The organism is bacterium, assembly GCA_030652805.1.
Lineage (GTDB): Bacteria > JAHJDO01 > JAHJDO01 > JAHJDO01 > JAHJDO01 > JAHJDO01.
Genome location: JAUSPT010000074.1, coordinates 1 through 23,586, shown reverse-complemented (window position 1 = coordinate 23,586; position 23,586 = coordinate 1). Strand labels below are relative to the sequence as shown.

24 protein-coding genes and 1 riboswitch are annotated in these 23,586 nt (G+C 37.9%); of the genes, 23 read left to right on the top strand and 1 reads right to left on the bottom strand.

The genetic code is table 11. The features are described from left to right. Positions 1 to 181 precede the first annotated feature (181 nt). The 22 genes from Q7J67_07775 (at position 182) to Q7J67_07670 (ending at position 22,112) form a co-directional block, all read left to right on the top strand. Positions 182 to 826, top strand: coding sequence for a class I SAM-dependent methyltransferase (locus tag Q7J67_07775; GenBank protein ID MDO9465177.1), 645 nt, complete (start codon positions 182 to 184; stop codon positions 824 to 826). A gap of 54 nt (positions 827 to 880) precedes the next feature. Further along, positions 881 to 2,497 carry an L-aspartate oxidase gene (gene nadB / locus Q7J67_07770; protein ID MDO9465176.1) on the top strand — a complete coding sequence of 539 codons (1,617 nt, stop codon included), beginning with the start codon at positions 881 to 883 and terminating at the stop codon, positions 2,495 to 2,497. Positions 2,498 to 2,525: 28 nt separating this feature from the next. After that, positions 2,526 to 3,431, top strand: a complete 906-nt coding sequence (locus Q7J67_07765; GenBank protein MDO9465175.1) for a hypothetical protein — start codon at positions 2,526 to 2,528, stop codon at positions 3,429 to 3,431. Next, the gene (gene cobD, locus Q7J67_07760) at positions 3,394 to 4,455 is read left to right on the top strand and encodes a threonine-phosphate decarboxylase CobD (GenBank protein MDO9465174.1); all 1,062 of its coding nucleotides are present in this window, start codon (positions 3,394 to 3,396) and stop codon (positions 4,453 to 4,455) included. The genes Q7J67_07765 and cobD overlap by 38 nt, the downstream gene beginning before the upstream one ends. Then, positions 4,452 to 5,402: an adenosylcobinamide-phosphate synthase CbiB gene (gene cbiB / locus Q7J67_07755; protein ID MDO9465173.1), complete on the top strand. Its 951-nt coding sequence runs from the start codon at positions 4,452 to 4,454 to the stop codon at positions 5,400 to 5,402. The genes cobD and cbiB overlap by 4 nt, the downstream gene beginning before the upstream one ends. A gap of 11 nt (positions 5,403 to 5,413) precedes the next feature. Continuing rightward, on the top strand, positions 5,414 to 6,484 hold the full coding sequence (gene cobT / locus Q7J67_07750; protein ID MDO9465172.1) for a nicotinate-nucleotide--dimethylbenzimidazole phosphoribosyltransferase: 1,071 nt from the start codon (positions 5,414 to 5,416) through the stop codon (positions 6,482 to 6,484). Further along, positions 6,481 to 6,723: a FeoA family protein gene (locus Q7J67_07745; GenBank protein ID MDO9465171.1), complete on the top strand. Its 243-nt coding sequence runs from the start codon at positions 6,481 to 6,483 to the stop codon at positions 6,721 to 6,723. Before cobT ends, Q7J67_07745 begins: the two co-directional genes overlap by 4 nt. Further along, positions 6,720 to 8,426 carry a ferrous iron transporter B gene (locus tag Q7J67_07740; GenBank protein MDO9465170.1) on the top strand — a complete coding sequence of 569 codons (1,707 nt, stop codon included), beginning with the start codon at positions 6,720 to 6,722 and terminating at the stop codon, positions 8,424 to 8,426. Before Q7J67_07745 ends, Q7J67_07740 begins: the two co-directional genes overlap by 4 nt. Positions 8,427 to 8,529: 103 nt before the next feature. Next, a riboswitch (adenosylcobalamin (AdoCbl) riboswitch) is annotated at positions 8,530 to 8,672 on the top strand. A 65-nt stretch (positions 8,673 to 8,737) separates the two neighbouring features. Continuing rightward, positions 8,738 to 9,517 carry a prepilin-type N-terminal cleavage/methylation domain-containing protein gene (locus Q7J67_07735; GenBank protein MDO9465169.1) on the top strand — a complete coding sequence of 260 codons (780 nt, stop codon included), beginning with the start codon at positions 8,738 to 8,740 and terminating at the stop codon, positions 9,515 to 9,517. Between the two features lie 14 nt (positions 9,518 to 9,531). Then, entirely contained in the window at positions 9,532 to 10,533 is a 1,002-nt protein-coding gene (locus Q7J67_07730; protein ID MDO9465168.1) for a PilZ domain-containing protein, read from the top strand. A 20-nt stretch (positions 10,534 to 10,553) separates the two neighbouring features. Next, entirely contained in the window at positions 10,554 to 11,255 is a 702-nt protein-coding gene (thyX, locus tag Q7J67_07725; GenBank protein ID MDO9465167.1) for an FAD-dependent thymidylate synthase, read from the top strand. Next, entirely contained in the window at positions 11,252 to 12,133 is an 882-nt protein-coding gene (locus tag Q7J67_07720; GenBank protein ID MDO9465166.1) for a helical backbone metal receptor, read from the top strand. Before thyX ends, Q7J67_07720 begins: the two co-directional genes overlap by 4 nt. 45 nt (positions 12,134 to 12,178) lie before the next feature. Next, a complete protein-coding gene (locus Q7J67_07715; protein MDO9465165.1) occupies positions 12,179 to 13,198 on the top strand; it encodes an iron ABC transporter permease in 1,020 nt (339 codons plus the stop codon). Further along, positions 13,198 to 13,998 (top strand): ABC transporter ATP-binding protein, encoded by an 801-nt coding sequence (locus Q7J67_07710; protein ID MDO9465164.1) that lies wholly within the window; start codon positions 13,198 to 13,200, stop codon positions 13,996 to 13,998. Before Q7J67_07715 ends, Q7J67_07710 begins: the two co-directional genes overlap by 1 nt. A gap of 15 nt (positions 13,999 to 14,013) precedes the next feature. Next, on the top strand, positions 14,014 to 15,522 hold the full coding sequence (locus tag Q7J67_07705) for a cobyric acid synthase (protein ID MDO9465163.1): 1,509 nt from the start codon (positions 14,014 to 14,016) through the stop codon (positions 15,520 to 15,522). Beyond that, positions 15,516 to 16,046 (top strand): cob(I)yrinic acid a,c-diamide adenosyltransferase, encoded by a 531-nt coding sequence (locus tag Q7J67_07700; GenBank protein MDO9465162.1) that lies wholly within the window; start codon positions 15,516 to 15,518, stop codon positions 16,044 to 16,046. Before Q7J67_07705 ends, Q7J67_07700 begins: the two co-directional genes overlap by 7 nt. Then, positions 16,043 to 16,933 (top strand): homocysteine S-methyltransferase family protein, encoded by an 891-nt coding sequence (locus tag Q7J67_07695; protein MDO9465161.1) that lies wholly within the window; start codon positions 16,043 to 16,045, stop codon positions 16,931 to 16,933. The genes Q7J67_07700 and Q7J67_07695 overlap by 4 nt, the downstream gene beginning before the upstream one ends. Before the next feature lie 5 nt (positions 16,934 to 16,938). Further along, a complete protein-coding gene (gene rlmN, locus Q7J67_07690) occupies positions 16,939 to 17,985 on the top strand; it encodes a 23S rRNA (adenine(2503)-C(2))-methyltransferase RlmN (protein MDO9465160.1) in 1,047 nt (348 codons plus the stop codon). Then, positions 17,975 to 18,664 carry an HAD-IB family phosphatase gene (locus Q7J67_07685; GenBank protein MDO9465159.1) on the top strand — a complete coding sequence of 230 codons (690 nt, stop codon included), beginning with the start codon at positions 17,975 to 17,977 and terminating at the stop codon, positions 18,662 to 18,664. The genes rlmN and Q7J67_07685 overlap by 11 nt, the downstream gene beginning before the upstream one ends. A gap of 36 nt (positions 18,665 to 18,700) precedes the next feature. After that, on the top strand, positions 18,701 to 19,498 hold the full coding sequence (locus Q7J67_07680) for a dihydropteroate synthase (protein ID MDO9465158.1): 798 nt from the start codon (positions 18,701 to 18,703) through the stop codon (positions 19,496 to 19,498). Between the two features lie 2 nt (positions 19,499 to 19,500). Then, positions 19,501 to 21,471 carry a helicase C-terminal domain-containing protein gene (locus tag Q7J67_07675; protein ID MDO9465157.1) on the top strand — a complete coding sequence of 657 codons (1,971 nt, stop codon included), beginning with the start codon at positions 19,501 to 19,503 and terminating at the stop codon, positions 21,469 to 21,471. After that, positions 21,468 to 22,112 carry an HAD-IA family hydrolase gene (locus Q7J67_07670; GenBank protein MDO9465156.1) on the top strand — a complete coding sequence of 215 codons (645 nt, stop codon included), beginning with the start codon at positions 21,468 to 21,470 and terminating at the stop codon, positions 22,110 to 22,112. Before Q7J67_07675 ends, Q7J67_07670 begins: the two co-directional genes overlap by 4 nt. A gap of 6 nt (positions 22,113 to 22,118) precedes the next feature. Here Q7J67_07670 and Q7J67_07665 read toward each other — a convergent pair whose 3' ends face one another. Beyond that, positions 22,119 to 22,820 carry a cytochrome c biogenesis protein CcdA gene (locus Q7J67_07665; GenBank protein ID MDO9465155.1) on the bottom strand — a complete coding sequence of 234 codons (702 nt, stop codon included), beginning with the start codon at positions 22,818 to 22,820 and terminating at the stop codon, positions 22,119 to 22,121. A gap of 96 nt (positions 22,821 to 22,916) precedes the next feature. On the opposite strand from Q7J67_07665, the gene Q7J67_07660 reads away from it, so the two are divergent. Continuing rightward, positions 22,917 to 23,471: an epoxyqueuosine reductase QueH gene (locus Q7J67_07660; GenBank protein MDO9465154.1), complete on the top strand. Its 555-nt coding sequence runs from the start codon at positions 22,917 to 22,919 to the stop codon at positions 23,469 to 23,471. Positions 23,472 to 23,586 lie beyond the last annotated feature (115 nt).

The following is a 23,586-nucleotide window of genomic DNA, read 5'->3' as shown; positions in this document are numbered from 1 at the left end:
GGGCTAACTCCCGAACTCTTCAGACAATTTGATTTGCCACAAACAAGATCGCCTTGATTATTATTTTTATTTCGTTCAAATTTATTCGCTGATTTTCTCATCTAAATTTTCTCATTACTTTTTGTAGCTAAACTGTTACGTCAAAACAATAAAAAACATTCTGGTAAAATCTCCGGCGAATGTGGTTGTGGACTTAGGGGGAGGAACGGGTTTTCTGCTGTCTCAGTTGAGAGCGCAGGGAATCGGAGCTGATACATTTCTTGTGAACATTGACTGCTCAGATGCCCAACTTGCTTTGTCAAATAAGAAAAACATTTCCTCTGTCTGCACCTCAGTAGATAAGTTCAGGCGCAGTGATGTTGCGTCCAAAGATGGACGGGTTTTATTCATTATGCGGTCCGTTCTCCACTACTTCGGGAAAGATGGTTTGTCGCCTTTATTGCGCTATCTTCGCAGTCAGGCAAAAGCAGGCGAGTTTTTTGTGCATCAGACTGCATCGTTTGACAACGAGGAAGAAGCTGTCTGCCTCAATGCGCTGTATAGACACATGCGTACTAACAAATGGTATCCCACGGTTAAAGACTTGCAGAGACACATGACGGATTCCCGCTGGCGCGTAACGGATACGATTCCTGCGCGTTCGCTCCTATTGACCTCGGATGAATTGGGCCAGAGGTATGCTCTGAACACAAGTGATATCGCTTATATACGCGATATAATGGTGAAAGAATTCGGCGTGATGAAAGACGTCTTTCAACTCATTCCGTCCGGATTTCAGGCGAACTTGCACTACCGAATTTACACATGCGAGGCTGTTTCTGCTTAACTGTAATTATCTTCATATTTGACACTGTTTTATAGGCAATGTAGAATGCGGCTTATGAATAAATTCCTCACATCCTTCAATTCAAAAGACCTGCCATCTATCAAAACTGATATTTTAATTATTGGAAGCGGGGTAGCTGGACTCTCTGCTGCTATTCAAGCGGCAAAATATGGAGAAGTGACTATAATAACAAAGGATAAGCTCAGCGAAAACAACACCCAAAAAGCGCAGGGTGGAATAGCTGTGGCGTTATCAAAGGATGATTCGCCTGAGGGGCATATAGAAGATACATTAAGAGTTGGTTGCGGGTTATGCAACGAGAAGATGGTCAAAATAATAGTAGAAGAAGGACCTGCTCGTATCAAGGAATTGATCCAATGGGGAGCGGAATTTGACAGAGATGGGAAACAAATCTCTTTTACTCGAGAAGCAGGCCATAGCATACGAAGAGTGATTCATGCAAAAGGTGATGCTACGGGTGCAGAATTAGAAAGGGCACTGATAGCGAAAGTCAAACAGAACGCTAATATTAAGATTTTAGAATATGCTTTTGTCATAGATTTACTTCATAGAGACGGAACTTGTTTTGGCGCTATTGTTAATGTGAAAAATAATGAGCGAAAGATAGTTTATGCACGGAAAGTAATATTAGCCACAGGCGGAATTGGACAGGTTTATCGTGAGACAACAAATTCCCCTGTTGTTACAGGATGCGGCATGGCGCTTGCCTATAGAGCGGGAGCTAAGCTTATAGATATGGAATTTGTTCAGTTTCATCCTACTACTTTATATGTAGCAGGTCTATCACGCACATTAATCTCTGAGGCAGTTAGAGGTGAAGGCGGAGTCTTGAGAAACAAGCATGGTGAAAGATTTATGTTTAAGTACCATAAGGATGGAGAGCTGGCTCCTCGTGACGTGATGTCAAGATCAATTCTGGAAGAGATGAGAAAAACTGCTGATACACGTGTCTATTTAGACCTTACGCACTTAAGTTATAAGTTAATAGAAAATCGTTTCCCAAATATAATGGAGGTCTGTTCTTCTTTTGGCATAGATATTAAAGAGGATTTTATACCTGTTCGGCCTACTGCTCATTATATGATAGGAGGAATTAAAATAGACGAAAATGGGAAAACTAATATTCAAAATCTATATGCATGTGGAGAGACAGCTTCTTCAGGAGTTCATGGCGCTAACAGACTGGCGAGCAATTCTCTCCTTGAAGGACTTGTTTTTGGTTATAGAGCAGGGCAATCTGCAGGTAAGGATATAGATTGTGAAAAGCGATTTGACAGAACTCCGGATATAAGCAATGTGTTAGACCCAGTTAGCGCAAGAAAACTGGATATAGGAGATCTCAAGGCTTCCCTGAAAAGTTTAATGACAAGGTATGTGGGTATTGAAAGAGATGAGGCAGGTCTTTTGGCAGCTCAGAAAGAAATTAATTTTTGGTCTTCATATGTAATGAGGAAAGAATTTTCAGATATCAGGGATTGGGAATTTCAAAATATGCTTCTTGTAGCAGGGCTTGTCCAGAAAGCGGCTCTTATCAGGAAAGAGACCAGAGGTGTCCACTATCGCACAGATTATCCAAAACAGAATGATACAAAATGGCAGAAGAGACACATAAAATTGTCTTTTGAAAAGGGCTATGAAGTTATAAGTTAAAAAAATGCACAGAGAGAAATAAAAAATTATGAAAGCAGTAGTAAAAGTTCCTGGTTCATGTGGAGAATTGTGGCAGGGTGTGCTTGACGGGACGCATCTTCTTATAACATGCCCTGTAAATGTCTATTCATATGTTGAGATCAATATAGATGAATCAAATTCCAGAATAAAGGCTCCGGACGATAAGTATAAATCCTGCGAGGCCATGAGAAAGGTTCTGGATTGTTTTGGCATGCATAAATGCGGCGGGGAAATATGTATCAATTCTGAAATTCCACAGGAAAAAGGTATGAGCAGCAGCACCTCAGATATAATTGGAACCTGCATTGCTACAGCGAAGGCTTTAGACAGAGATATAACCCCTTTGGAAATTGCCAGAATAGCAGTTTCTATTGAGCCAACAGATGGGTTGATGTTTGAAGATATAGTTGTTTTTGATCATGTAGGCGGTTCTATAGTGGAATATATTGGAATTCCGCCTGAGATGGATATATTAATTATTGATTTAGGTGGAAGAGTCAATACTCTTGAGTTTAATTCCAGACGTAATGAAATATTGAAGAAATTCAATAATGCTTTAGAGTTAAGAGAGGCTTATGAGCTTGTTAAAGGCGGAATCAGAAAAAAAGACATACATATGCTTGGAAAAGGCGCAACAATGAGCGCTGAATTCAATCAGAAAATTCTGTATAAAAGAGAGCTTACGGATCTTATGAAAATCGCAAATGAATTAGGAGCTTGCGGAATTAATACTGCTCATAGTGGAACAGTTGTTGGTATTTTGTTTTCCCCAGGTCAGGTTGATATGCAGACAGTTGTTTGCAGAATAGAAAAAAGATTTAAGGCAAAGTTAACCTTTTATATTACTAAACTTGTAAATGGGGGAGGAGAACTAGTTGAAACCTCAACACGGCGGCAACTTATACCGAATTAGTAAAAAGTACAATATAGCGCTTGATGAAATAGTTGACTTTAGCGCAAATATAAATCCCCTTTACTTTCCAGATGGACTGAAGCGGATTCTGAAAGAAGATTTTAATAAAATCCGCATGTATCCTGATCCTGATTGTAACCAGTTGATAAGTGCAATCTCAGATAGGTATAATATTAAGAGAACATGTTTGGTTCCGTCTAATGGGGCAACAGAACTAATATACCTTATATGCTACTTGCTGCATCCCAAAAAGGCAGCTATTATTATTCCTACGTTTTCAGAATATGAGAAAGCATTGTCAAACATTGGTTGTGATATTAAATTCATAAAGCTGGAAGAGAAGGAAGGATTTAAGTTAGAATTGCAGGCTATAAGAAGTCTTATTAAGAGCGTTGAAGTCCTCTTTATCTGTAATCCGAATAATCCAACAGGTCAGAAGATATCTCGCAATACACTTTATAATGTGCTGGATATTGCCAAGCGACATAATGTCTTTGTAGTAATTGATGAGGCATTTATAGATTTGATTGAGGAAGAGAGTTTAGTTGCAAGAGCTCAAAGGCAGCAAAATCTTTTTGTTGTAAGGTCATTGACAAAGTTTCTTGGGATTCCAGGATTAAGGCTTGGCTTCGGAGTAGCGTCTGCTCGCTTAAGCGCAAAGATAAAAAAATTTCAGCCTACATGGTCTGTAAATACACTTGCTCAAATTGCAGGCTCTTATTTATTAGCTGACTCAGAATATATTGAAAAAAGCAAAAGAATTTTGATTAAGGAACAAAATTTTCTGTCTTCCGAATTAAAAAAGATAAAATCTATAAAGGTATTTGACTCATGTACAAACTTTATTTTATTTACATCTGGTATTCGTACTAAAGATTTGGAGGAACTTCTTATAAAGGACAGGATTGTTGTAAGAAACTGCGGCAATTTCAGGGGGCTGGACAGCTCGTTTGTGAGAGTGGCAGTTAAGAAAAGAGGCAAAAATAAACTCTTAATTAAGGCTCTTAGAAATATATTCGGATGACATATTTCATTACAATTCAAATAATTTTTGCATATATTCTGGATTTGATTATAGGCGATCCTCAATGGCTTCCTCATCCAGTTGTCTTAATAGGCAAGGCAATAGAGATATTGGAAAAAGGTATAACAAAAGTTATAACTAATAAAAAAGTTGCTGGGATAATACTTGTATTTCTGGTTGTAGTTGGAACATATTTTTTTGTTTTTATATTGATAGGGCTTGCAGCGCGCTTGCATGTGATTCTAGGAATAATAGTAAGTATTTATTTTGTTTTTGTCTCGTTGTCGACAAAAGACCTCTCAATCGAAACAAACAGAGTGTATACATCTCTAAATAGGAATAATTTATCTCTGGCAAGAGAGAATCTGGCAAGGATTGTCGGAAGGGATACTGAAGGCTTAAATGAGAGAGAAATTATAAGAGCCAGTGTGGAAACTGTGGCAGAGAACACAGTAGATGGAATTATTTCCCCTGTTTTTTTTGCATTTATTGGAGGAGCGCCTTTATCTATGGCGTACAAGGCAATAAATACACTTGATTCAATGGTTGGCTACAAGAACAAGAGATATATAGATCTTGGATGGGCATCAGCAAAACTGGATGACATAGCTAATTTTATACCTGCGCGAATATCAATGCTGTTAATCCCAATAGCTTCGTTTATTTCAGGAAAGGGATTCAGTGATTCTATTAGGATAATTTTAAGGGACAGGAAGAAGCATGCAAGTCCAAACAGCGGTATTTCTGAAGCAGGATTTGCAGGAGCGCTTGGGATAAGACTTGGAGGGGCAAATTATTATGAGGGAAAACTGGTTGGAAAACCCTGTATAGGCGATGCTGAGAAGCCTTTGGAGCTTTTAGATATAAAAGATTCTATAAGGATAATGTATGCATGTTCTGCATTGTCAATAGTTTTTGGGTGCTGTATAAAACTGTTAATAAAATAGGGATCTAAATCATGGACAAAATCAAACAGGTAATTAGTAAAATCAAGCCGTTAGATATAAAACTTATGGATGAAGCGCAGAGAAAACTTGATAATCTTACCAAACCGAGAGGGAGTCTTGGCAGATTGGAGGAGTTTGCAAAACAAGTTGTGGGAATCACAGGAAGTCTCAAACCCGAATTCAGGAATAAAGTGATTTTTACAATGGCTGGAGATCATGGAGTTGTAGAAGAAGGGGTTAGCGCGTTCCCTCAGGAAGTTACGCCTCAAATGGTCTATAATTTTTTAAGAGAAGGAGCAGGTATTAATGTTCTGGCAAGACATGTTGGAGCAAAGGTAATTGTCATTGATATGGGAGTGGCTGCCGAAATCCGAAATCCGAAATCCGAAATCCGAAATTTCATGGATAAAAAAGTGGGGTTTGGCACTAAGAATATGACAAAAGGCCCTGCAATGACAAGAGAGGAAGCAGTAGAATCTATAGAGAATGGGATAGAAGTATTTATGGAAAGGAAAAAACACGGGATTGACATATTGGGAACAGGGGATATGGGAATAGGAAATACTACACCAAGCAGTGCAGTGATTGCAGCATTTTCAGGGATTGAAGTTGAGAAAGTCACAGGTCGGGGAACAGGGATTTCAGATGAAGCATTTGAGAATAAAGTTAGAGTTATAAAAAAGGCATTGGATATTAATAAGCCTGATTCTAAAGATCCTATTGATGTATTAGCAAAGGTTGGCGGATTTGAAATTGGTGGATTATGCGGCTGTGTGCTCGGGGCAGCGGCATCAAATACTCCTGTTGTAATTGATGGACTAATATCTACAGCGGGCGCTCTTATTGCATACGAACTATGCCCTCAGGTAAAGGATTATATTTTTGCAGCGCACAAATCTGTGGAAGCAGGACATCAGTACATGCTCAGTAGAATGAATCTTAATCCAATTTTGGATTTGAACATGAGACTGGGCGAAGGCACAGGAGCAGCGCTTGGAATCAGTGTAATAGAAGCTGGAATAAAGATATTGAATGAAATGGCAACTTTTGAAGATGCAGGAGTGTCAGAGGAAATAAAATGAATGGAGCGATCTCTTTAGCTAATATGCGGTCTGGTCAAAGTGGAAGAATAGTTCAAATAGAAGGCGGATTCGGGGTAAATCGCAGGCTTGATACGCTTGGTTTAAGGGTTGGCAAAAGAATTAAGAAAGTGAGCAGGCAATTAATGAGAGGACCTGTTATTATCAGTCATGGGAATACTAGGGCTGCTGTGGGTTTTGGTATGGCTCAGAGAATATGGGTGGAGATAGAGCAACCATGAAAAAAATATTGCTTATGGGAAATCCCAACAATGGCAAGAGTGTAGTTTTCAATAGACTAACGGGTGCAAATGTTATTATCTCCAACTATCCAGGTACAACAGTTGATTTTACACAGGGTAAAATGCGGATAGATGAAGAAGATATGATGGTAATAGATGTGCCGGGAACTTATTCCTTAGATGCTGGTGATAAAGCAGAAGAAGTTGCAGTTAGAATGCTTGAGGGGGGAGATATAGTTATTAATGTTGTTGATGCCACCAATTTGGAAAAAGGTCTTAACCTCACAATGCAATTAATAAAAAAGAAAAAACCTATGATAATCGCGCTTAACTTCTGGGATGAAACCAAGCATAAAGGGATTACCATTGATTTTCAAAAGTTGGAAGAGATATTAGGTGTTCCCTGTATCCCTATCTGCGCAGTTACAGGCGAGGGAATAAAAAAACTGACTGAGAGACTGAAAGAGGCAAAATTTTCTAAGTTTGATTACAAAGATAAGGGAAAATGGCATGTTATAGGAGATATTATAGGTCAGGTTCAGAAATTGAGTCATCACCACCATACCTTAATGGAAAGATTAGGAGATATTTCAACGACTCCTGTCTTCTCAATTCCATTAGCTCTAGTGATATTATTCTTCACTTTCAAAATTATCAGATTTATTGGGGAAGGACTTATTGGTTATGTATTTGAACCTGTTTTTGAAAAATTGTGGACACCAATATTGCTGAAACTGTCTGCAATATTGGGATCTAATGGACTTATCCACGATATCTTAATTGGTAAGCTGATAGAGGGCAAAATAGATTATGGTCAGTCCTTTGGACTATTGACTACCGGTCTATTTGTTCCGATAGGGGCAGTATTGCCTTATGTTTTTGCTTTTTACATAATGTTGTCAGTTTTAGAAGATTGTGGCTATCTGCCCAGATTAGCTGTTCTGGTGGACGGACTGATGCATCGTTTAGGTATACATGGTCTGGCAATAATACCTATGATGCTGGGATTGGGCTGCAATGTTCCCGGCATTCTCTCCACCAGGATATTAGCTACCAGAAGAGAGCGATTTATCGCGGTGACTCTGTTATCTATTGCAGTACCATGTGCGGCTTTGCAAGCCATGGTAGTGGGATTGATGGGCGAGCACATGGTATATGGACTAGGCGTTGTTTACGGAACACTCTTTGTGGTCTGGCTGGTACTTGGAATCTTAATGGCTCACCTGGTAAGCGGAACGTCACCGGAGATATTTATGGAAATACCACCTTACCGAAGACCTTACCTAACACATCTGCTGAAAAAAACGGGGATTCGCACGAAGTGGTTTATTAAAGAAGCGATCCCTTTTGTTCTTTTGGGAGTATTTATAGTAAACATACTTTATACATTGGGCATAATCCAATTCGTGGGGAAATATACTGCTCCTGTTATTTCTGGAATTTTTGGACTGCCAAAAGAAGCAATAGGAGCGCTATTAGTCGGCTTCTTGCGTAAAGATGTGGCTGTTGGAATGTTAGCGCCTTTAGCCCTTAACCTGAAGCAATTGATAATAGCCAGTGTAGTCTTGACAATGTATTTCCCATGTATAGCTACTTTCAGCACATTGGTAAAGGAGTTGGGATTTGTAGATATGCTCAAAGCATCAGCAATTATGATTGTGGCTGTATTAATAGTAGGAGGAATGCTTAATCTTATTCTTTAATCTTTGCGTAAAAATAGCAAGATATTACCAAAAATATGCAGATCTGTTATAGACGTACGAATTAATAGTGTTATAATTCAGCAAGTTTAGAATGTTCTTTTGAAAATTAGTTTTTAGCCGGAGAGGCAAAGGAAGTCCCAGTGAGATTCTGGGCGCTGTCCCGCAACGGTAATTCTCAAAATTTTGGGAAAGCCCGGACCATTGCCTGTTTAGGTAAGTACCTTCGTGGAAAGGGGGAAGTTTTTTATAATGGAAAGCTCGATCTGCGAAGATTGGGCTTTTTTTATTAACAAAAAAAGGAGAAATGGAAGATGGTAACAAGAAAGAACAAAAAAGGATTCAGTGGGTTTACGCTTATCGAGCTTTTGGTTGTGATAGCAATAATAGCCATGCTCTCATCAATCCTTCTTCCTGCGCTTTCAAAAGCGAGGGAAAAAGGCAGAGGTGCGGTTTGTATTTCAAACCTAAAACAGATATCACTTGCTTTCATAATGTATGCAGATGACAATGATGGATGGTATCCCCCTGCATCAAGTCAGGATAATAATAGGAGATGGCATGGAGAAAGACCCGATGCAAGCAGTCCATTTGTTATATCTGAACAAACTCCTATTTACCCGTATCTAAAAAATAAGGAGATTAGAGCATGTCCATCCTTTAAAAAATACTTAGCCACTGGAGCTGTTGCTTATGAAGAAGGATGTGGGGGATATGGATATAATTGTCAATATATAGGCGGCACTCCTGATGCTTGGCCATTTCCTTTTTTGACTCCTGCAAAGGATAAAGAAATAAAAAATTCTACTGAAACTATAATGTTGACAGATGTAGCCATATTAAACAGCGGTCAAATTATAGAATACTCTTATGTTGAGGCGCCAACAAATGAACATTGGGGATCAAATAATGATCCAAGCATACATTTCAGGCATAATGGAAAGGCTAATGTTGCTTGGTGCGATGGGCATGTAACAAGCGAACGCTTGGGTTCGGTCACTGTGTCAGGATGGGGGGGAAGCACAGCCGATGAGTTCAGAGCAGCTAATATTGGCTTTATAGGTACGGATAATACCCTGTATGACAGAGAATAAGCAGTATTTAAAAGATGAATAGAAAAAGAATTATTCTTGTTTCATTATGTTTTGCATTGTCTCTATGTTTAATTACTTTTGGAATATGCAGCTTTTATTTTGCTAGAAAAAGCAGTGAACTTAAGAACGATGTTGTAGGTTTATGCAATAACATCAAAACACAGAATAATTTGTTACACTGTAAGAAGATTAATATTGTTACAAATGGCAGGGAAATTTCCGAAAAGAATATTTCAATTAATATTTTTAGACATCAGACAATGATGCATCCAGCATTCGGTAAAAGAACATTCTTCAAGAATGTAAATCCGAGCAGTGAAGATAATCTGAATACCAGGGTTAAAAATGTGATGACGGTTTGTAATCACAAAGCATTCGTATTAGGGAATGTATTCTTAAGCGATATATTCCTGACTAATAAAGGGTATATGTTGTCTTCCAGTTTTCCAATAAGTCAATCAGGAAAAGAGTGGATTATTAATTTAACATGTAACGTTAATGACACTTATAAAAAAATATTGCAGATAAAAAAGTTTGGCATCTGGGGAAGCACATCAATACTGGCTATGTACTTACTCACTATATCTATTATCCTGATGCTTCAAAGGAAGCAGTCTGTTAACATAGTTGAAGATGCTGCCAAAGAGAACATACTGGAATCTTACAATGACAAAGAGATGTTCAAACGACGAAGAGCTAAAAGGTTGAAGGCGGATATTCTTTTGCTAGAGTATAAACAGGGCGGAGTCTTTGGTTTTTTCAGAACATGGCGAAGAAAGCCAATAGATGATATATCCAATACAGGAGTAGGAATTTTTAGTAAGACAGAGTTAAAAAAAGGGAAAGCCGTCACTGTAAAGATAAGAATCCCAGGAACAAGGAATGAATTTATCACAAAAGCCGGCATTGTGTATTCAAGAAAGCTGCCTAAAAAGAATTATTTCAGGGTTGGAGTAAAATTCAGAGGTAAGACTTTTTCAAATAAGGCATTGGGAAAATTATTAATCACGGGCTGAATTGTGATATAATTCAGGGTATGGAACAATCTAAATTAAATGTGCAGCTTCTTGAAGTTACTCAAAACGCTCTTTCTGTGATTTATTTCTCGGCGCGCCAGTGTTACTCGCCTGAATTTGCGGGAGAGATTTTTAAGAATAAAATCGCTCCTGACAAGCAGGAGAAATTTATAGAGAAGATAATAAGTTCAGGCCATTTAAGTCCTCTTGAACATGTGAAATTTACTTTTGCGATTGAAGGCGTATCGCGCGCATTAACGCATCAGCTTGTCCGACACAGGATCGCTTCATATTCCCAGCAAAGCCAACGTTATGTGAAAGAAAACAATTTCAAATATATAGTTCCGCCTTCTATTGAAAAAGACGAAAATTTAAAAAAAGAATTTAAAAATATCATGGGCGAAATTCAGAAGACTTATAATAAAATATTAAAGGCAACGTCATCTCAGGATGCGAGATTTGTTCTGCCTCAGGCGGCGGAGACAAAGATAGTAATTACAATGAACGCAAGGGAACTTTTGCATTTTTTTGAAGAAAGATGCTGCGCAAGGGCGCAATGGGAAATAAGAAAGTTGGCGTATGAAATGTTATTGATTTGCAAAAGGGAATTGTCAGCAGTTTTTTCAACGGCAGGACAAAAATGCCTAAAACTCGGATATTGTCCTGAAGGTAAATTCTCTTGCGGACTTGCTCCCCTAAAAGAAAAGGCATTGAAAAGATGAAAAACTTTGACAGCATAAAGGGCATTTTAACATTAAAAATCTGTTTTTTCGCAGTTCTTGCTCTACTATATGGGGTTCTATGTCTAGAACCCCTATATGTCAACTCTGCAATTCATGCGGAGAACAATTCCCCTCAACGAATAATTTCATTAGTTCCCGTTCTAACTGAAGAGCTTTATCTTTTAGGAGTAGAAAACAGGCTTATAGCGAATACTTCATACTGTAAGAGACCTCCTGCCGCAGAGAAAAAAGAAAAGATAGGCTCAGGAATGAAAATAAGCGTAGAGAAAATCCTATATCTTGAGCCTGATTTAATTCTAGCTAAATGGTACAGTAATCAGAAACAGATTGAAAAGTTAAGAAACTTGGGAATGGAAGTAAAGATTTTTCCCGATGTCAAAAATTTCTCTGGAATTTGCGAAGAATTAATAGAACTTAGCAAAACTATCGGCAGCGAGGATAAGTCAAAACAAATTGTTCGCAGAGCAAAGAATAAGGTGTCTTCTATTCAGCGAAAGATCAAAGATTTATCAAAGCCAAAAGTGCTTGTTCAGATAGGAGCAAAGCCTTTATGGGTAGCAACAAAAGATTCTTTTATCAATGACTTTATCAAACTTGCCGGAGGAATAAATATTGGACCATCCGGGAAAAGCGGTCTTTACAGCCGCGAAAAAGTGCTTGAACAAAATCCTGATGTAATCATTATTGTGACTATGGGCATTGTGGGAGAACAAGAAAAGGAAACGTGGCAAAAGTACAAAACCCTAAACGCAGCAAAAAACAACAGAATTCATATTGTTGATTCCTATAAAGTTTGCAGCCCTACGCCAGTAAGTTTCGTTGAAGTATTAGAGGAGATAGTTGAGATATTGCATTAACCACCTACTTAAACAACAAGGGGTTGCAACCCCTTGTTTTAATTTATGAATAAAAAACTAATTAACTGGCTTATCTGTATATTAATTTTATGCGGGATTCTTCTTGGAGTAGGCGCTTTTTCGTTGAGCGTTGGCTCAGCTGGTATACCTTTTAAGAAAATCATACCTTTAATTCTTGGAGGTAGAGGCACTACTGAATACAGCATCCTTTTTGACATTCGCCTGCCTCGCATTATTCTGGGTCTTGCGGTAGGGAGCGCTCTGAGCATTGCAGGGGTACTTCTTCAGGGTATGTTTCGCAATCCTCTGGTTGAGCCGTATACTCTTGGTATTTCTGGCGGAGCAGCTTTGGGTGTGTGTTTAAATATCGTTCTAAGACTGAATAGAATAGGAGGAATCTTATCCATCCCAGCAAGCGGATTTCTGGGAGCGGTCGTTGTAATTCTTGCTGTTTACTCATTAAGCGCAAGAAAGGGCATATTAAAAATTCAAGGACTTCTTCTTACAGGAGTAATGATAAGTTTTATCTCCTCATCCCTAATTATGCTCATTATGGCTGTTTCCCGCACAGAAGATCTTCATGGAATTGTTTTCTGGATAATGGGCTCTTTAGAAGAACCGAATCTGGCTCTTATAAAGGTAGTGGTTTTAATATCTGTTTTGGGTTTGTTCATATCTTACTTATTTTGTGCAGAGCTTAATGCGCTTGCTTTAGGAGAAGAAGAGGCTCTGCATTTAGGCATAAATACAGAAAAGACAAAGAGATTGCTGTTTATACTAGCCTCCTTACTCACAGGCTGCGCTGTTTCAGTTGCAGGCGTTATTGGCTTTGTTGGATTGGTCGTCCCTCATTTTATCCGTATGTTTGTTGGAGGAGATCATCGTATACTTCTTATTACGTCTGCTCTCGCAGGCGGGGCATTTCTTATACTTTGCGACACCCTTGCCAGAACAATTATTGCTCCTTTGGAACTTCCTGTTGGAGTGATTACAGGAATTATCGGCGGAGCGATTTTTGTCTATTTTCTTAGCAAAAAACAAGTTACGCTAGGAGGAAAGCGGTAATGCTTGAGGTAAAAGATCTGACCTGTGGATATGACTCAAAATTTATACTTAGCCGAATTAATTTCAGAATACAAAAGAGAGGTCTCTGGGGTATAATTGGCCCTAACGGCTCAGGAAAAACAACTTTGCTTAGGGCAATGACCAAAATACTTAAGCTCCGGAGTGGAGAGGTTCTTTTTGAAGGAAAAGATATATTGAAATTTGGATTTAGAGAATTTGCTAAAAAAGTAGCTTTTGTATCTCAGAGCTCGGAAATAGGATATAATATGACCATAGAAGAATTTGTTCTTTTGGGAAGGATACCTTATCGCAGGCAGTTTCAATTTTTGGAAAGCAAACGCGATGAGGAGATTGCTGAAGAAGCAATGATTTTAACGGATACTATCAGGTTTAAGAACAGGCTTATAGGAGAGCTAAGCGGTGGAGAAAGACAGCTTGCAGTTATTGCCCGTGCGCTTGCTCAAGAGCCGAGATTGCTTCTTTTAGATGAACCCACCGCTCATTTGGATATAACACATCAAATTAGAGTGTTAGATCTTATAAGAAGGTTAAATAGGCAAAATGGACTTACCGTGATTGTGGTTTTGCATGATCTTAATCTGGCAAGCGAATATTGCGATAGATTAATTCTTCTTAACAATGGACTTATTCACAAAGTTGGCGCACCACATGAAGTATTAACATATCAGATTATTGAGGATGTTTACAACACAACAGTAGTAGTTAAAAAAAATCCTATTTCTTCTAAGCCATACATACTGGTAGTTTCAGAAGAAGAAAAGGCTAAAGTCCTGCAGTAGAATATTAGGAGTCTTATGCAAGCAAAGACAATAATGATTCAGGGAACTGGTTCTTATGTGGGCAAAAGTGTAGTTACTGCTGCGCTGTGCAGAATATTTATGGCTGATGGTTATAAAGTAGCGCCATTTAAGGCGCAGAATATGGCTTTAAATTCCTTTGTAACCAAAAATGGTGAAGAGATGGGAAGAGCCCAGGTTGTTCAGGCAGAAGCTTGTGGAATAGAGCCCTCAGTCGATATGAATCCTGTTTTACTCAAACCATCATCGGATGTGGGATGTCAGGTTATTGTCATGGGAAAACCTGTCGGAAATATGGACAGCGTTACATACCATAAGCATAAACCAAAATTAATGAATGTAGTAATAGCATCATTTAACAGACTTGCAGAGGAAAATGACATAGTTGTAATAGAAGGAGCCGGTTCTCCTGCAGAGATCAATTTACGAAAAAACGATATTGTGAATATGAGTATTGCCGAAAAAATAGATGCGCCTGTAATCCTTGTCGGCGATATAAATCTGGGCGGAGTTTTTGCGTGGCTTGTCGGCACTATGGAGCTTATATCAGATAGTGAGAAAAAACGTGTTAAGGGATTTTTAATAAACAAGTTTCGGGGAGACAGAAGTCTTTTGGAACCTGCAATAACATTTTTGGAGAAAAAAACGCAGAAACCTGTTCTTGGCGTGATCCCGTATTTTACCGATATAAAGATTCAGGAAGAAGATTCTGTATGTATTGATCCTTACAAAAGTAGTTCTTCTGCGAGAGATAGGGATAATATAAGAATAAAGGTTATTTATTTACCTCATATTTCCAATTTTACAGATTTTGATATGCTGGAGAAGGAACACGGTGTGGAGCTTGAGTATATTAAGCAGTCTGATGGGCTTAAACATGCAGACGTTATCATAATTCCAGGCAGTAAAAACACAATAGATGATTTAGCAGTTCTGAGAAAGAGTGGTTTTACATCAAAAATAAAAGAATACAGCAGAAAGGGAGTTTCTATAATTGGTATATGTGGCGGCTATCAAATGCTTGGTAGAGAAATTATTGACCCAGATCATATTGAAACTAAAAAAACAAACATAAAAGGAATGGGTTTGTTAGATATAACTACAACAATAAAAAAAGAAAAACAAACTCATCAGATAAAAGCATATGATAACCTTTTCTCCTCAGGAGAAATACATGGTTATGAGATACATATGGGTCAGACACGGTTAGACAATACAACAAAACCAATTTTTGAGATATTCGAGAGGTCTGGCAAAGGGGTTAACATAAAAGACGGGACAAAAAGTTGTGATGGAAGAGTATGGGGGACATATATTCACGGCATTTTTGATAATGATAATTTTAGGGCTGCATTTTTAAATAATATAAGGAAATCCAAACGATTACCAGAAGGAGGATTAAACAATCTGTTTGATAAGGAACAGGAGTATGATAAATTAGCTTTATTAGTAAGAAAGAGTGTGGATATGAAGAAGATATATTCTATAATGGGGTTAAGATGTTAAAAACAGGACTTGTTCAGGTATATACCGGAAATGGTAAAGGCAAGACAACAGCAGCAATAGGACAAGCAATTCGTGCTAAGGGCAACGGGTTAAATGTTTATATGATCCAATTCCTGAAAAAGGATGATAGTTCAGGAGAACAAGTTGTCCTGAGGGAGCTGGGAGTTGATATTAAGTGTTTTGGCCATGATTATGCATTTTGTGAAAAGTTAGGACAAGAGAGAAAGAAAAAGGCGAAAGATTTTTTTAAGAAAATTATAGATAAGATTGCTAACGAGATAGAACAGAAACATTATGATCTAGTGATACTTGATGAAGTAAATCTTTTGATAAGAGGAAATTTACTTGATAAAGAGAGGCTTGTAGAATTTCTTAAAAATAAGCCTCAAAATACAGAGCTTATTTTGACAGGCAGAGGAGAAGATAAGGAAATTATTGAGCTTTCTGATTTAGTAACACGGTATGTAAAGATTAAACATCCGTATGATAAGAAAATAAAAGCGAGGCTTGGAATTGAGTTATGAGTTTGCTACTTGACCGTGTTAAAAAAGGAGAAGTTTTGGTATCTGATGGTGCTATGGGCACCATGCTTCACCACAAAGGTTTGGGACTTGGAGAGTGCCCCGAAGAGTGGAATATAACTCATCCAGGAGAAGTCAAGGCAATTGCAGAAGCTTACTTAAAAGCCGGAAGTGATATGATATTAACGAACACATTCGGTGGATCTAGATTTAAGCTTGCAAAATTTGGTTTAGAAGCAAATGTTGCCGAATTTAATAAAGCAGGTGTTGCGTTGGCTAAGAAAGCTGCTCTGCAATACGGAGGAATTGTTGCAGCCTCCCTTGGCCCAACAGGAGAATTTATGCGACCGCTGGGGACTGTGACAGAAGGTGAGATGTATGATGTGTTTAGGGAACAGATTCTTGCTCAAATACAAGGTGGAGCAGACGCAATATGCATAGAAACCATGACTTCTCTTGAAGAAGTTTCTATTGCTATAAAGGTTGTAAAGGAAAACACAGCTGTTCCTGCTATTGCTACAATGACATTTGATAAGGGAATGCAGGGGTATAAAACAATGATGGGCGTGAGTATAAAAGAGGCTGCTCTTGGATTAGAAAAAGCAGGTGCGGATATTATAGGAACGAATTGTGGTAATGGAATTGGTCCTATGATAGATATAGTCCTGGAAATGAGGAGATATTCTTCTAAACCAATTCTTGTTCACGCTAATGCCGGGGTTCCTGAACTAATACATGGGAAAACTTGTTTTAAAGAGACTCCTTTGGATATGGCAAAAAAGGTTTCTGAACTCATAAATGCCGGAGCAAATATCATAGGAGGATGTTGCGGTACAACACCTGAACATATAAGAGCCATAAGAAACGCAGTGGACAGCCGCCTTTTCTAGGGATTATGGATAAAAGGGATATAAAAAATTTCACCTTAGAGGAGATGAAAAAGGCCGTTGTTGAAATCAGGGAACCTGGTTATCGGGCCGGACAGATATTTTTTTGGCTCTATAAAAAAGGGGTCTGTGACTTTCAGAAAATGAGCAATCTGCCGCAGGCCTTTATGTCCAGACTGGAGCAGGATTATTATATAAGCGCATTAAGTCTTTCAGGAAAACTCCGTTCCACTGACGGGACTGAAAAATTTCTATTTGATCTCGGCGATGGTAATTTTATAGAGACCGTGCTTATATGCGCCCGAGATAGAAAAACAGTCTGTCTTTCCACTCAGGTCGGGTGTAAATTCGGGTGTGTCTTTTGCGCCAGCGGCCACGGCGGTTTTATAAGAGACCTTAGTCCCTCAGAGATAACCAATCAGATATTGTTCTTACAGCACAAGCTCAAACACAAAATAACGAATTATGTCTTTATGGGTATGGGTGAGCCCCTGAATAACTGCGATAATGTCCTGAAGGCGATTATGATAATGAATTCTAAGTCAGGTATGGATATAGGTGCCAGAAGAATAATTGTTTCAACCTGCGGTGTAATTCCAGGGATAAGGCGGCTAACAGACATGGGCCTGCAGATTAATTTATCTATATCCCTTCACGCGGCAACTGACAATCTCCGGGATACGCTTGTCCCGGTTAACAGACGTTATCCCCTGAAAGAGCTCATTAAGGCCAGCGAACATTTCATAAAAAAAACAGGCCGGATACTTACCTTAGAGTATGTTTTAATAAAAGGCAAGAATGATTCCTTGAAAGATGCGGACGGGCTTGAGGTCATAGCCAGAAGGTTGAAGGCAAAGGTGAATTTAATACCCTGTAGTCCTGTGCCCGGTCTCGGATTCCAGCCTCCCTCTAAAAAAGACATAGATATATTTATGGCCAGGCTTGTGCAAGGCCGGATAAAGGTGACCCGGCGCGAGTCCAAAGGCAAGGATATACAGGCGGCCTGCGGCCAGCTGGCTGGCAGGTTAAAGCAAACGGCTGACTGTGAAATATAAACTTATAATATTTGATATTGACGGGACAATAACTGAGCATATAAGTTCGTGGAGATATATCCATGAAAGGCTTAAATTATGGGATACGCTTGCCTTCCGGTATCAGAAACAGTTTCTGGCCGGCAAGTTAAGTTACCGGAAATTCTGTGAACTTGACGCGGCTCATTGGAAAGGGCTGTCAGAAGAAAAAATCAGGGAAATTTTTCATGAACTCCCTTACGCTAGTAATGTTCCATCCTGTATAAAACGGCTTAAACAGAGAGGGTTTAAGATAGCTGCTATTTCTACGGGGCTTCAGTATATGGCCGAAAGGACAAAAAAAGAGTTAAGGTTTGATTATGTTTTATCTAACCGGCTTGTTTCCCGAAAAGGCATTCTAACCGGCGGAGTTAAAATAAACATAAACCATGGGGAGAAAGGTAAAATTTCAAGACAGATAATGAAAAAATTCTGTGTCAAACCACACGAGGTTATAAGTGTAGGGGACAGCGCCGGAGACATACCCTTGGCTAAATCCAGCGGATATTCTATGGCGTTTAATTCGTCTGATGAAGCGTTTTTAGATATAGTCGACTATAAATGCAAGACAAAAGATTTTGAGGAGGTCTTTGACCAGATAGTATTTATTTCTGGCATAACGCACGTAATCAGAAAAAATATTGCTGGATACATGCTTTGATGATATAATTTTTTTTATTAAAAAGGGAGGTTGATTATGGAAATTATTGGTGAAAGAATTAATACAAGCAGAAAGCATATTAACAAGGCTGTCAGCGAAAGGGATAAGGAGTATATTCAGGAGCAGGCCAGAATGCAGGATAAGGCAGGTGCTGATTATATAGATGTTAATGCGGGAACCAGTGTATCAGGAGAAGTAGGGGACATTGAATGGCTTGTGGACATTGTGCAGGAAGTTACAGATAAACCATTGTGCATTGATAGTGCCAATCCTAAGGCTATTGAAGCTGCGCTTAAAAGGAATAAGAACGAAGTTCCTATTGTTAATTCTATAACAGGAGAAAAGAATAGAATTGATAGTATTTTGCCATTGGTTAAGGAATATAATACCAAGGTAGTGGCTCTTACTATGGATGATTCAGGAATGCCTGATAATCTTGAAAAAAGGGTTGACGTAGCAAGGAAGTTGCGAGATAAATTAATGTCTGAAGGCATATCTCTGGACAGAGTTTATTTTGATACATTAATAAGGCCAATAAGCACAAATCCTGAGCAGGTAAGTTATGTGCTTCAGGCAGTGAGCATTATAATGAAGGAATTAAAAGGAGCGCATACTATATGCGGTCTTAGCAATGTATCCTTTGGCCTGCCTAAAAGGAACCATATTAACAGGACTTTTTTAAGCTTGATGATCAATGCTGGGCTTGATACTGCAATTATTGATCCTACAGAACCAAACATGGTCTCAACAATTTATGCAACTCAGGCGTTAATCGGCAAAGATAATTTTTGTATGGAGTATATAACAGCAGATAGAGCAGGGAAGTTGGGATAGCTTTGCAAAAAACCTCCATTAATGCATTAGACTACGGCGGTATTATTTCTCAAAGATTGCGGGGTTACGAATTAAGACCTCAGCAGCTTCAAATGTCAGAAGCGATTGGCGATGCTATAAAACTTAATAAACACCTGGTAGTAGAAGCAGGCACTGGGATAGGGAAAAGCCTTGCGTATCTGATACCTTTTGTAATTTATACTGCTGGAAATAATAAGAAAGTTATAATTTCAACTTATACAAAGACGCTCCAAAATCAGTTATGTTCAAAAGATCTGCCCTTTTTGAAAAAATCGCTGGGGATAAAATTTAGTTACGCGTTATGTCTTGGTTCTGAAAATTATTTGTGTTTAAGACGTCTGAACAGTAAATATGCATACGATTTGCTTGATTCGGATACTCAGTTCAATGAGATGGCGAAAATACTTGACTGGTCTTCTAAAACCAAATCGGGGATCAAATCGGATTTAGATTTTATTCCCAAAAGCGGGGTATGGAATAATGTATGCAGAGAATCGGATTTATGTTTGGGAAAAAAGTGTTCTTTTAAAGATGATTGTTTCTATAAAAGAGCGAAGAACACGGAGAGAAAATCCAATATTTTAGTAACAAACCATTCCCTGTTTTTTACTAATCTTGCCTCAGGTGGTCAGGTTTTGCCAAATTTTCATGCTGTGGTATTTGATGAGGCTCAAACACTGGAAAAGGTAGCAACAAGTTACCTTGGCATAGAACTAAGCAATTCGAAAATTAAATATCTGTTTGATTCAATATATAATCCAAAAACAAACAAAGGACTATTGAGCAAATTCAAGAATCTAAATAGACAAACGATAAAAAGTATCAAGGAATACTTGTCCGAGTCAGAGCAAGCATCTCGTGATTTTTTTCATGAGATAAGCCAGATATTCGGAGCAGAAAATGACTCGAAAAGAATAAGGACAAAAAACATAGTTTTTAATTACATGGAAGAACCATTGAAACACCTTACGGGCTCTTTATCTGAATTATTAAATTATATAAAAGACGAAGAAGATGAGGTTTTAATAAAATCGTATGCAAAAAGGTGTGTTGATATATCAAAAGCCATGTCGTTTATTTTAGATCACACAAAGGACGATTATGTTTATTGGATTGAAATATCAAAAGGAAAAAGAACCGTAAAATATTCGCTTTTTGCCGCTCCGATAGAAATTGCAGAGGAGTTAGACAAGCAATTATTTAGCAAAATAAAACCAATTATACTTACGTCTGCTACATTATCTACAAATAATGATTTTGGATTTATAAAGAAGCGTCTCGGGATAAAAGACTGTGATGAACTGCTGCTAGGGTCCCCTTTTAATTATGAGAAAAATGTTCTTTTATATCTTCCAAAAAAGATGGAAGACCCAAACCATAAATTTGAAGTATTCCAAAGGCAAGTCCTTGAACACATCAAAAAGATAATAGATATTATGAAAGGGAGAATATTTATATTATTTACCAGTTATAAGATGTTAAATGCTATATTTAACGATTTAATCTCGAGTTACAAAGATATAAATTTATTAAGACAAGGAGATAAACCTCGTTACGAGTTACTTGCAAATTTTAAAAAAAATAGGAATTCTGTTTTATTTGGAACAACCACTTTTTGGCAAGGTATAGATGTCCCGGGAAAAGCTTTGGAATGTGTAATTATTACAAAATTGCCATTTTCTGTTCCAGATGATCCTATAACAGAAGCAAAAATGGAACTTATAGAATCAAGAAATGAGAATTCTTTTATAGAGTATCAGGTGCCACAGGCAATAATGATGTTTAAGCAAGGATGTGGAAGACTAATAAGAACTAAATCAGATAGAGGCGTAGTGGCAATTCTGGACCCGAGGATTAAAACCAGATATTATGGAAGATCGTTTATAAATGCTTTACCAAAATGCAGGCATACTTTTGACGTTAATGAGGTAAAAGACTTCTTGAAAATATGAAAAAGAATATAGAACTTATTATGTTTGATCTGGACGGCACGCTGGTTGACTCAATGAAAGATATAACCAATGCAGGCAATTTTACTTTAGAGAATTTTGGGCTTATGAAAAAAAGCGAGCAAGAGATAACTTCTTATGTAGGAGACGGGAGAGAACATTTAGTAAAAAAGTTGCTGGGAGATAAACAAAATTTTCTAAAAGAAGCTGTTTCTGTGTTTGGAGAATACTACAAAAAACATTCTATGGATAACTCCATTCTATATCCGAATGTAAAAGAAGTTCTTGAATATTTTAAAGATAAGAAAAAGGCTGTTGTAAGCAATAAAAATCATGAAGAAGTTGTATCTAATTTAAAGTCGTTGGCAATATATGATTATTTTAAGAATATCATAGGAGGAGATGAAGTTGAGTACATAAAACCTTCTCCATTCCAATTATGTAAAACAATGCAGGGATTTCACGTAAATGAGAAAAAATCTATAATGGTCGGTGATATGGATATAGATATATTAGCCGGTAAAAATGCAGGTATACTCACCTGCGCTGTTACTTATGGAGTAAGCAAAAAAGAGGATATAATTAGAGCAGAACCGGATTTTATTATAGATGATATAATCAAACTAAAAGATATAATATGCTAGCTGTTTTTATGAAAGCCCTAATGTCCCTATTATAATCCATATTCCAATAGCACTGAGCAATATACCGCTTATAATTGAAATCAGTCTGAAATGTCTCTTTATCCTGGATAATAGAATCAGTGCCTTTCCTACCCCTATACTGAGTAAAAGGAATGGCAAGGCCAGTCCAAGCGAATAGAAGCTCAATAGCAAAATTCCCTTGAATAAAGTGGCATCACTAGCTGCAAGCATAAGAATACTTCCTAATATAGGACCGACACATGGTGTCCAGCCAATGCCAAAAGCTGCGCCTACTAAAAAAGAGCCGAACTTATTTACAGGCTTGGTTTTAAGATGCAGTTTTTTTTCATACTGCAAGAACTTTATATTAAATAGACCGCTGATATGCAGTCCAAATAGAATAACTATTATACCTCCAATGATTCTTATGATTTTCTGTTTAGTAAAAAGATATGTGCCTAAAAGGCTGGCTGAAGCACCCATAAGAACAAAAATCAATGAAAAACCAAGGATGAATAGAATGGTTTCAGTTAGAATCAGTTTTCTTTTTTTGAAGTCTTTATTACTCAAATCACCTAATTCTTCACTTGATATTCCTGTAATAAAACAAATATATACAGGAATAAGAGGTAATATACAGGGTGAGAAGAAGGATAGAAGGCCTGCGCCAAAGCTCGTAAAAATCTTAAAAATTTCGGACATATTCATACTCTCCTCTTTTTAATAAGTGTGAGCATGTTGCTATTCTTTGTCAAGCGAAATGTGAGCATTGACAGGCATGTATTTCTTGTTACAATAGATCCTATGAAACTACTCTTGCACACCTGTTGTGCGCCTTGTTTGACATATCCATATAAGATACTTTCAGAACATGGAATGCAAGCATCGGCATTTTTTTACAATCCGAATATTCATCCATTTACAGAGTATGCTAAGAGATTGAATTGCCTCAAAGATTATACTGAAGAAAAAGGGATAAAGCTGATTATAAAAGATGATTATGCTATTGAAGAATTCTTGAGGCAGGTTGTATTTAGGGAAAACAATAGATGCTCCATCTGTTATGAAATTAGATTGGCTGAGACAGCGAAAACTGCAAAATCAGGAAAATTTGATGCCTTTTCTACAACAATGCTCATAAGCCCCTACCAAAAACACGACTTAATTAAAAGCATTGGTGAATCAGTTGCATCTGAGTTTGATATTGATTTTTTCTATAAAGATTTTAGAAAGGGATATAAAGAAAGCGTATCTTTCTCCAAGGATGCGGGTCTTTACCGTCAGCAGTATTGCGGCTGTATATATAGCGAGAAAGAACGGTACCAGCGTTCTGCTGCGGAGGCTGAGAAACATAGGTAACACTCGTGGTATGATAGAAGACATCCAAACATTGCGAGCTAGCGAGCAATGTTTGGAGCAAGAATCTACCATATCGGAGGAGTTGCCAAATGAGAAAGACAGCTAGTTTTTACTT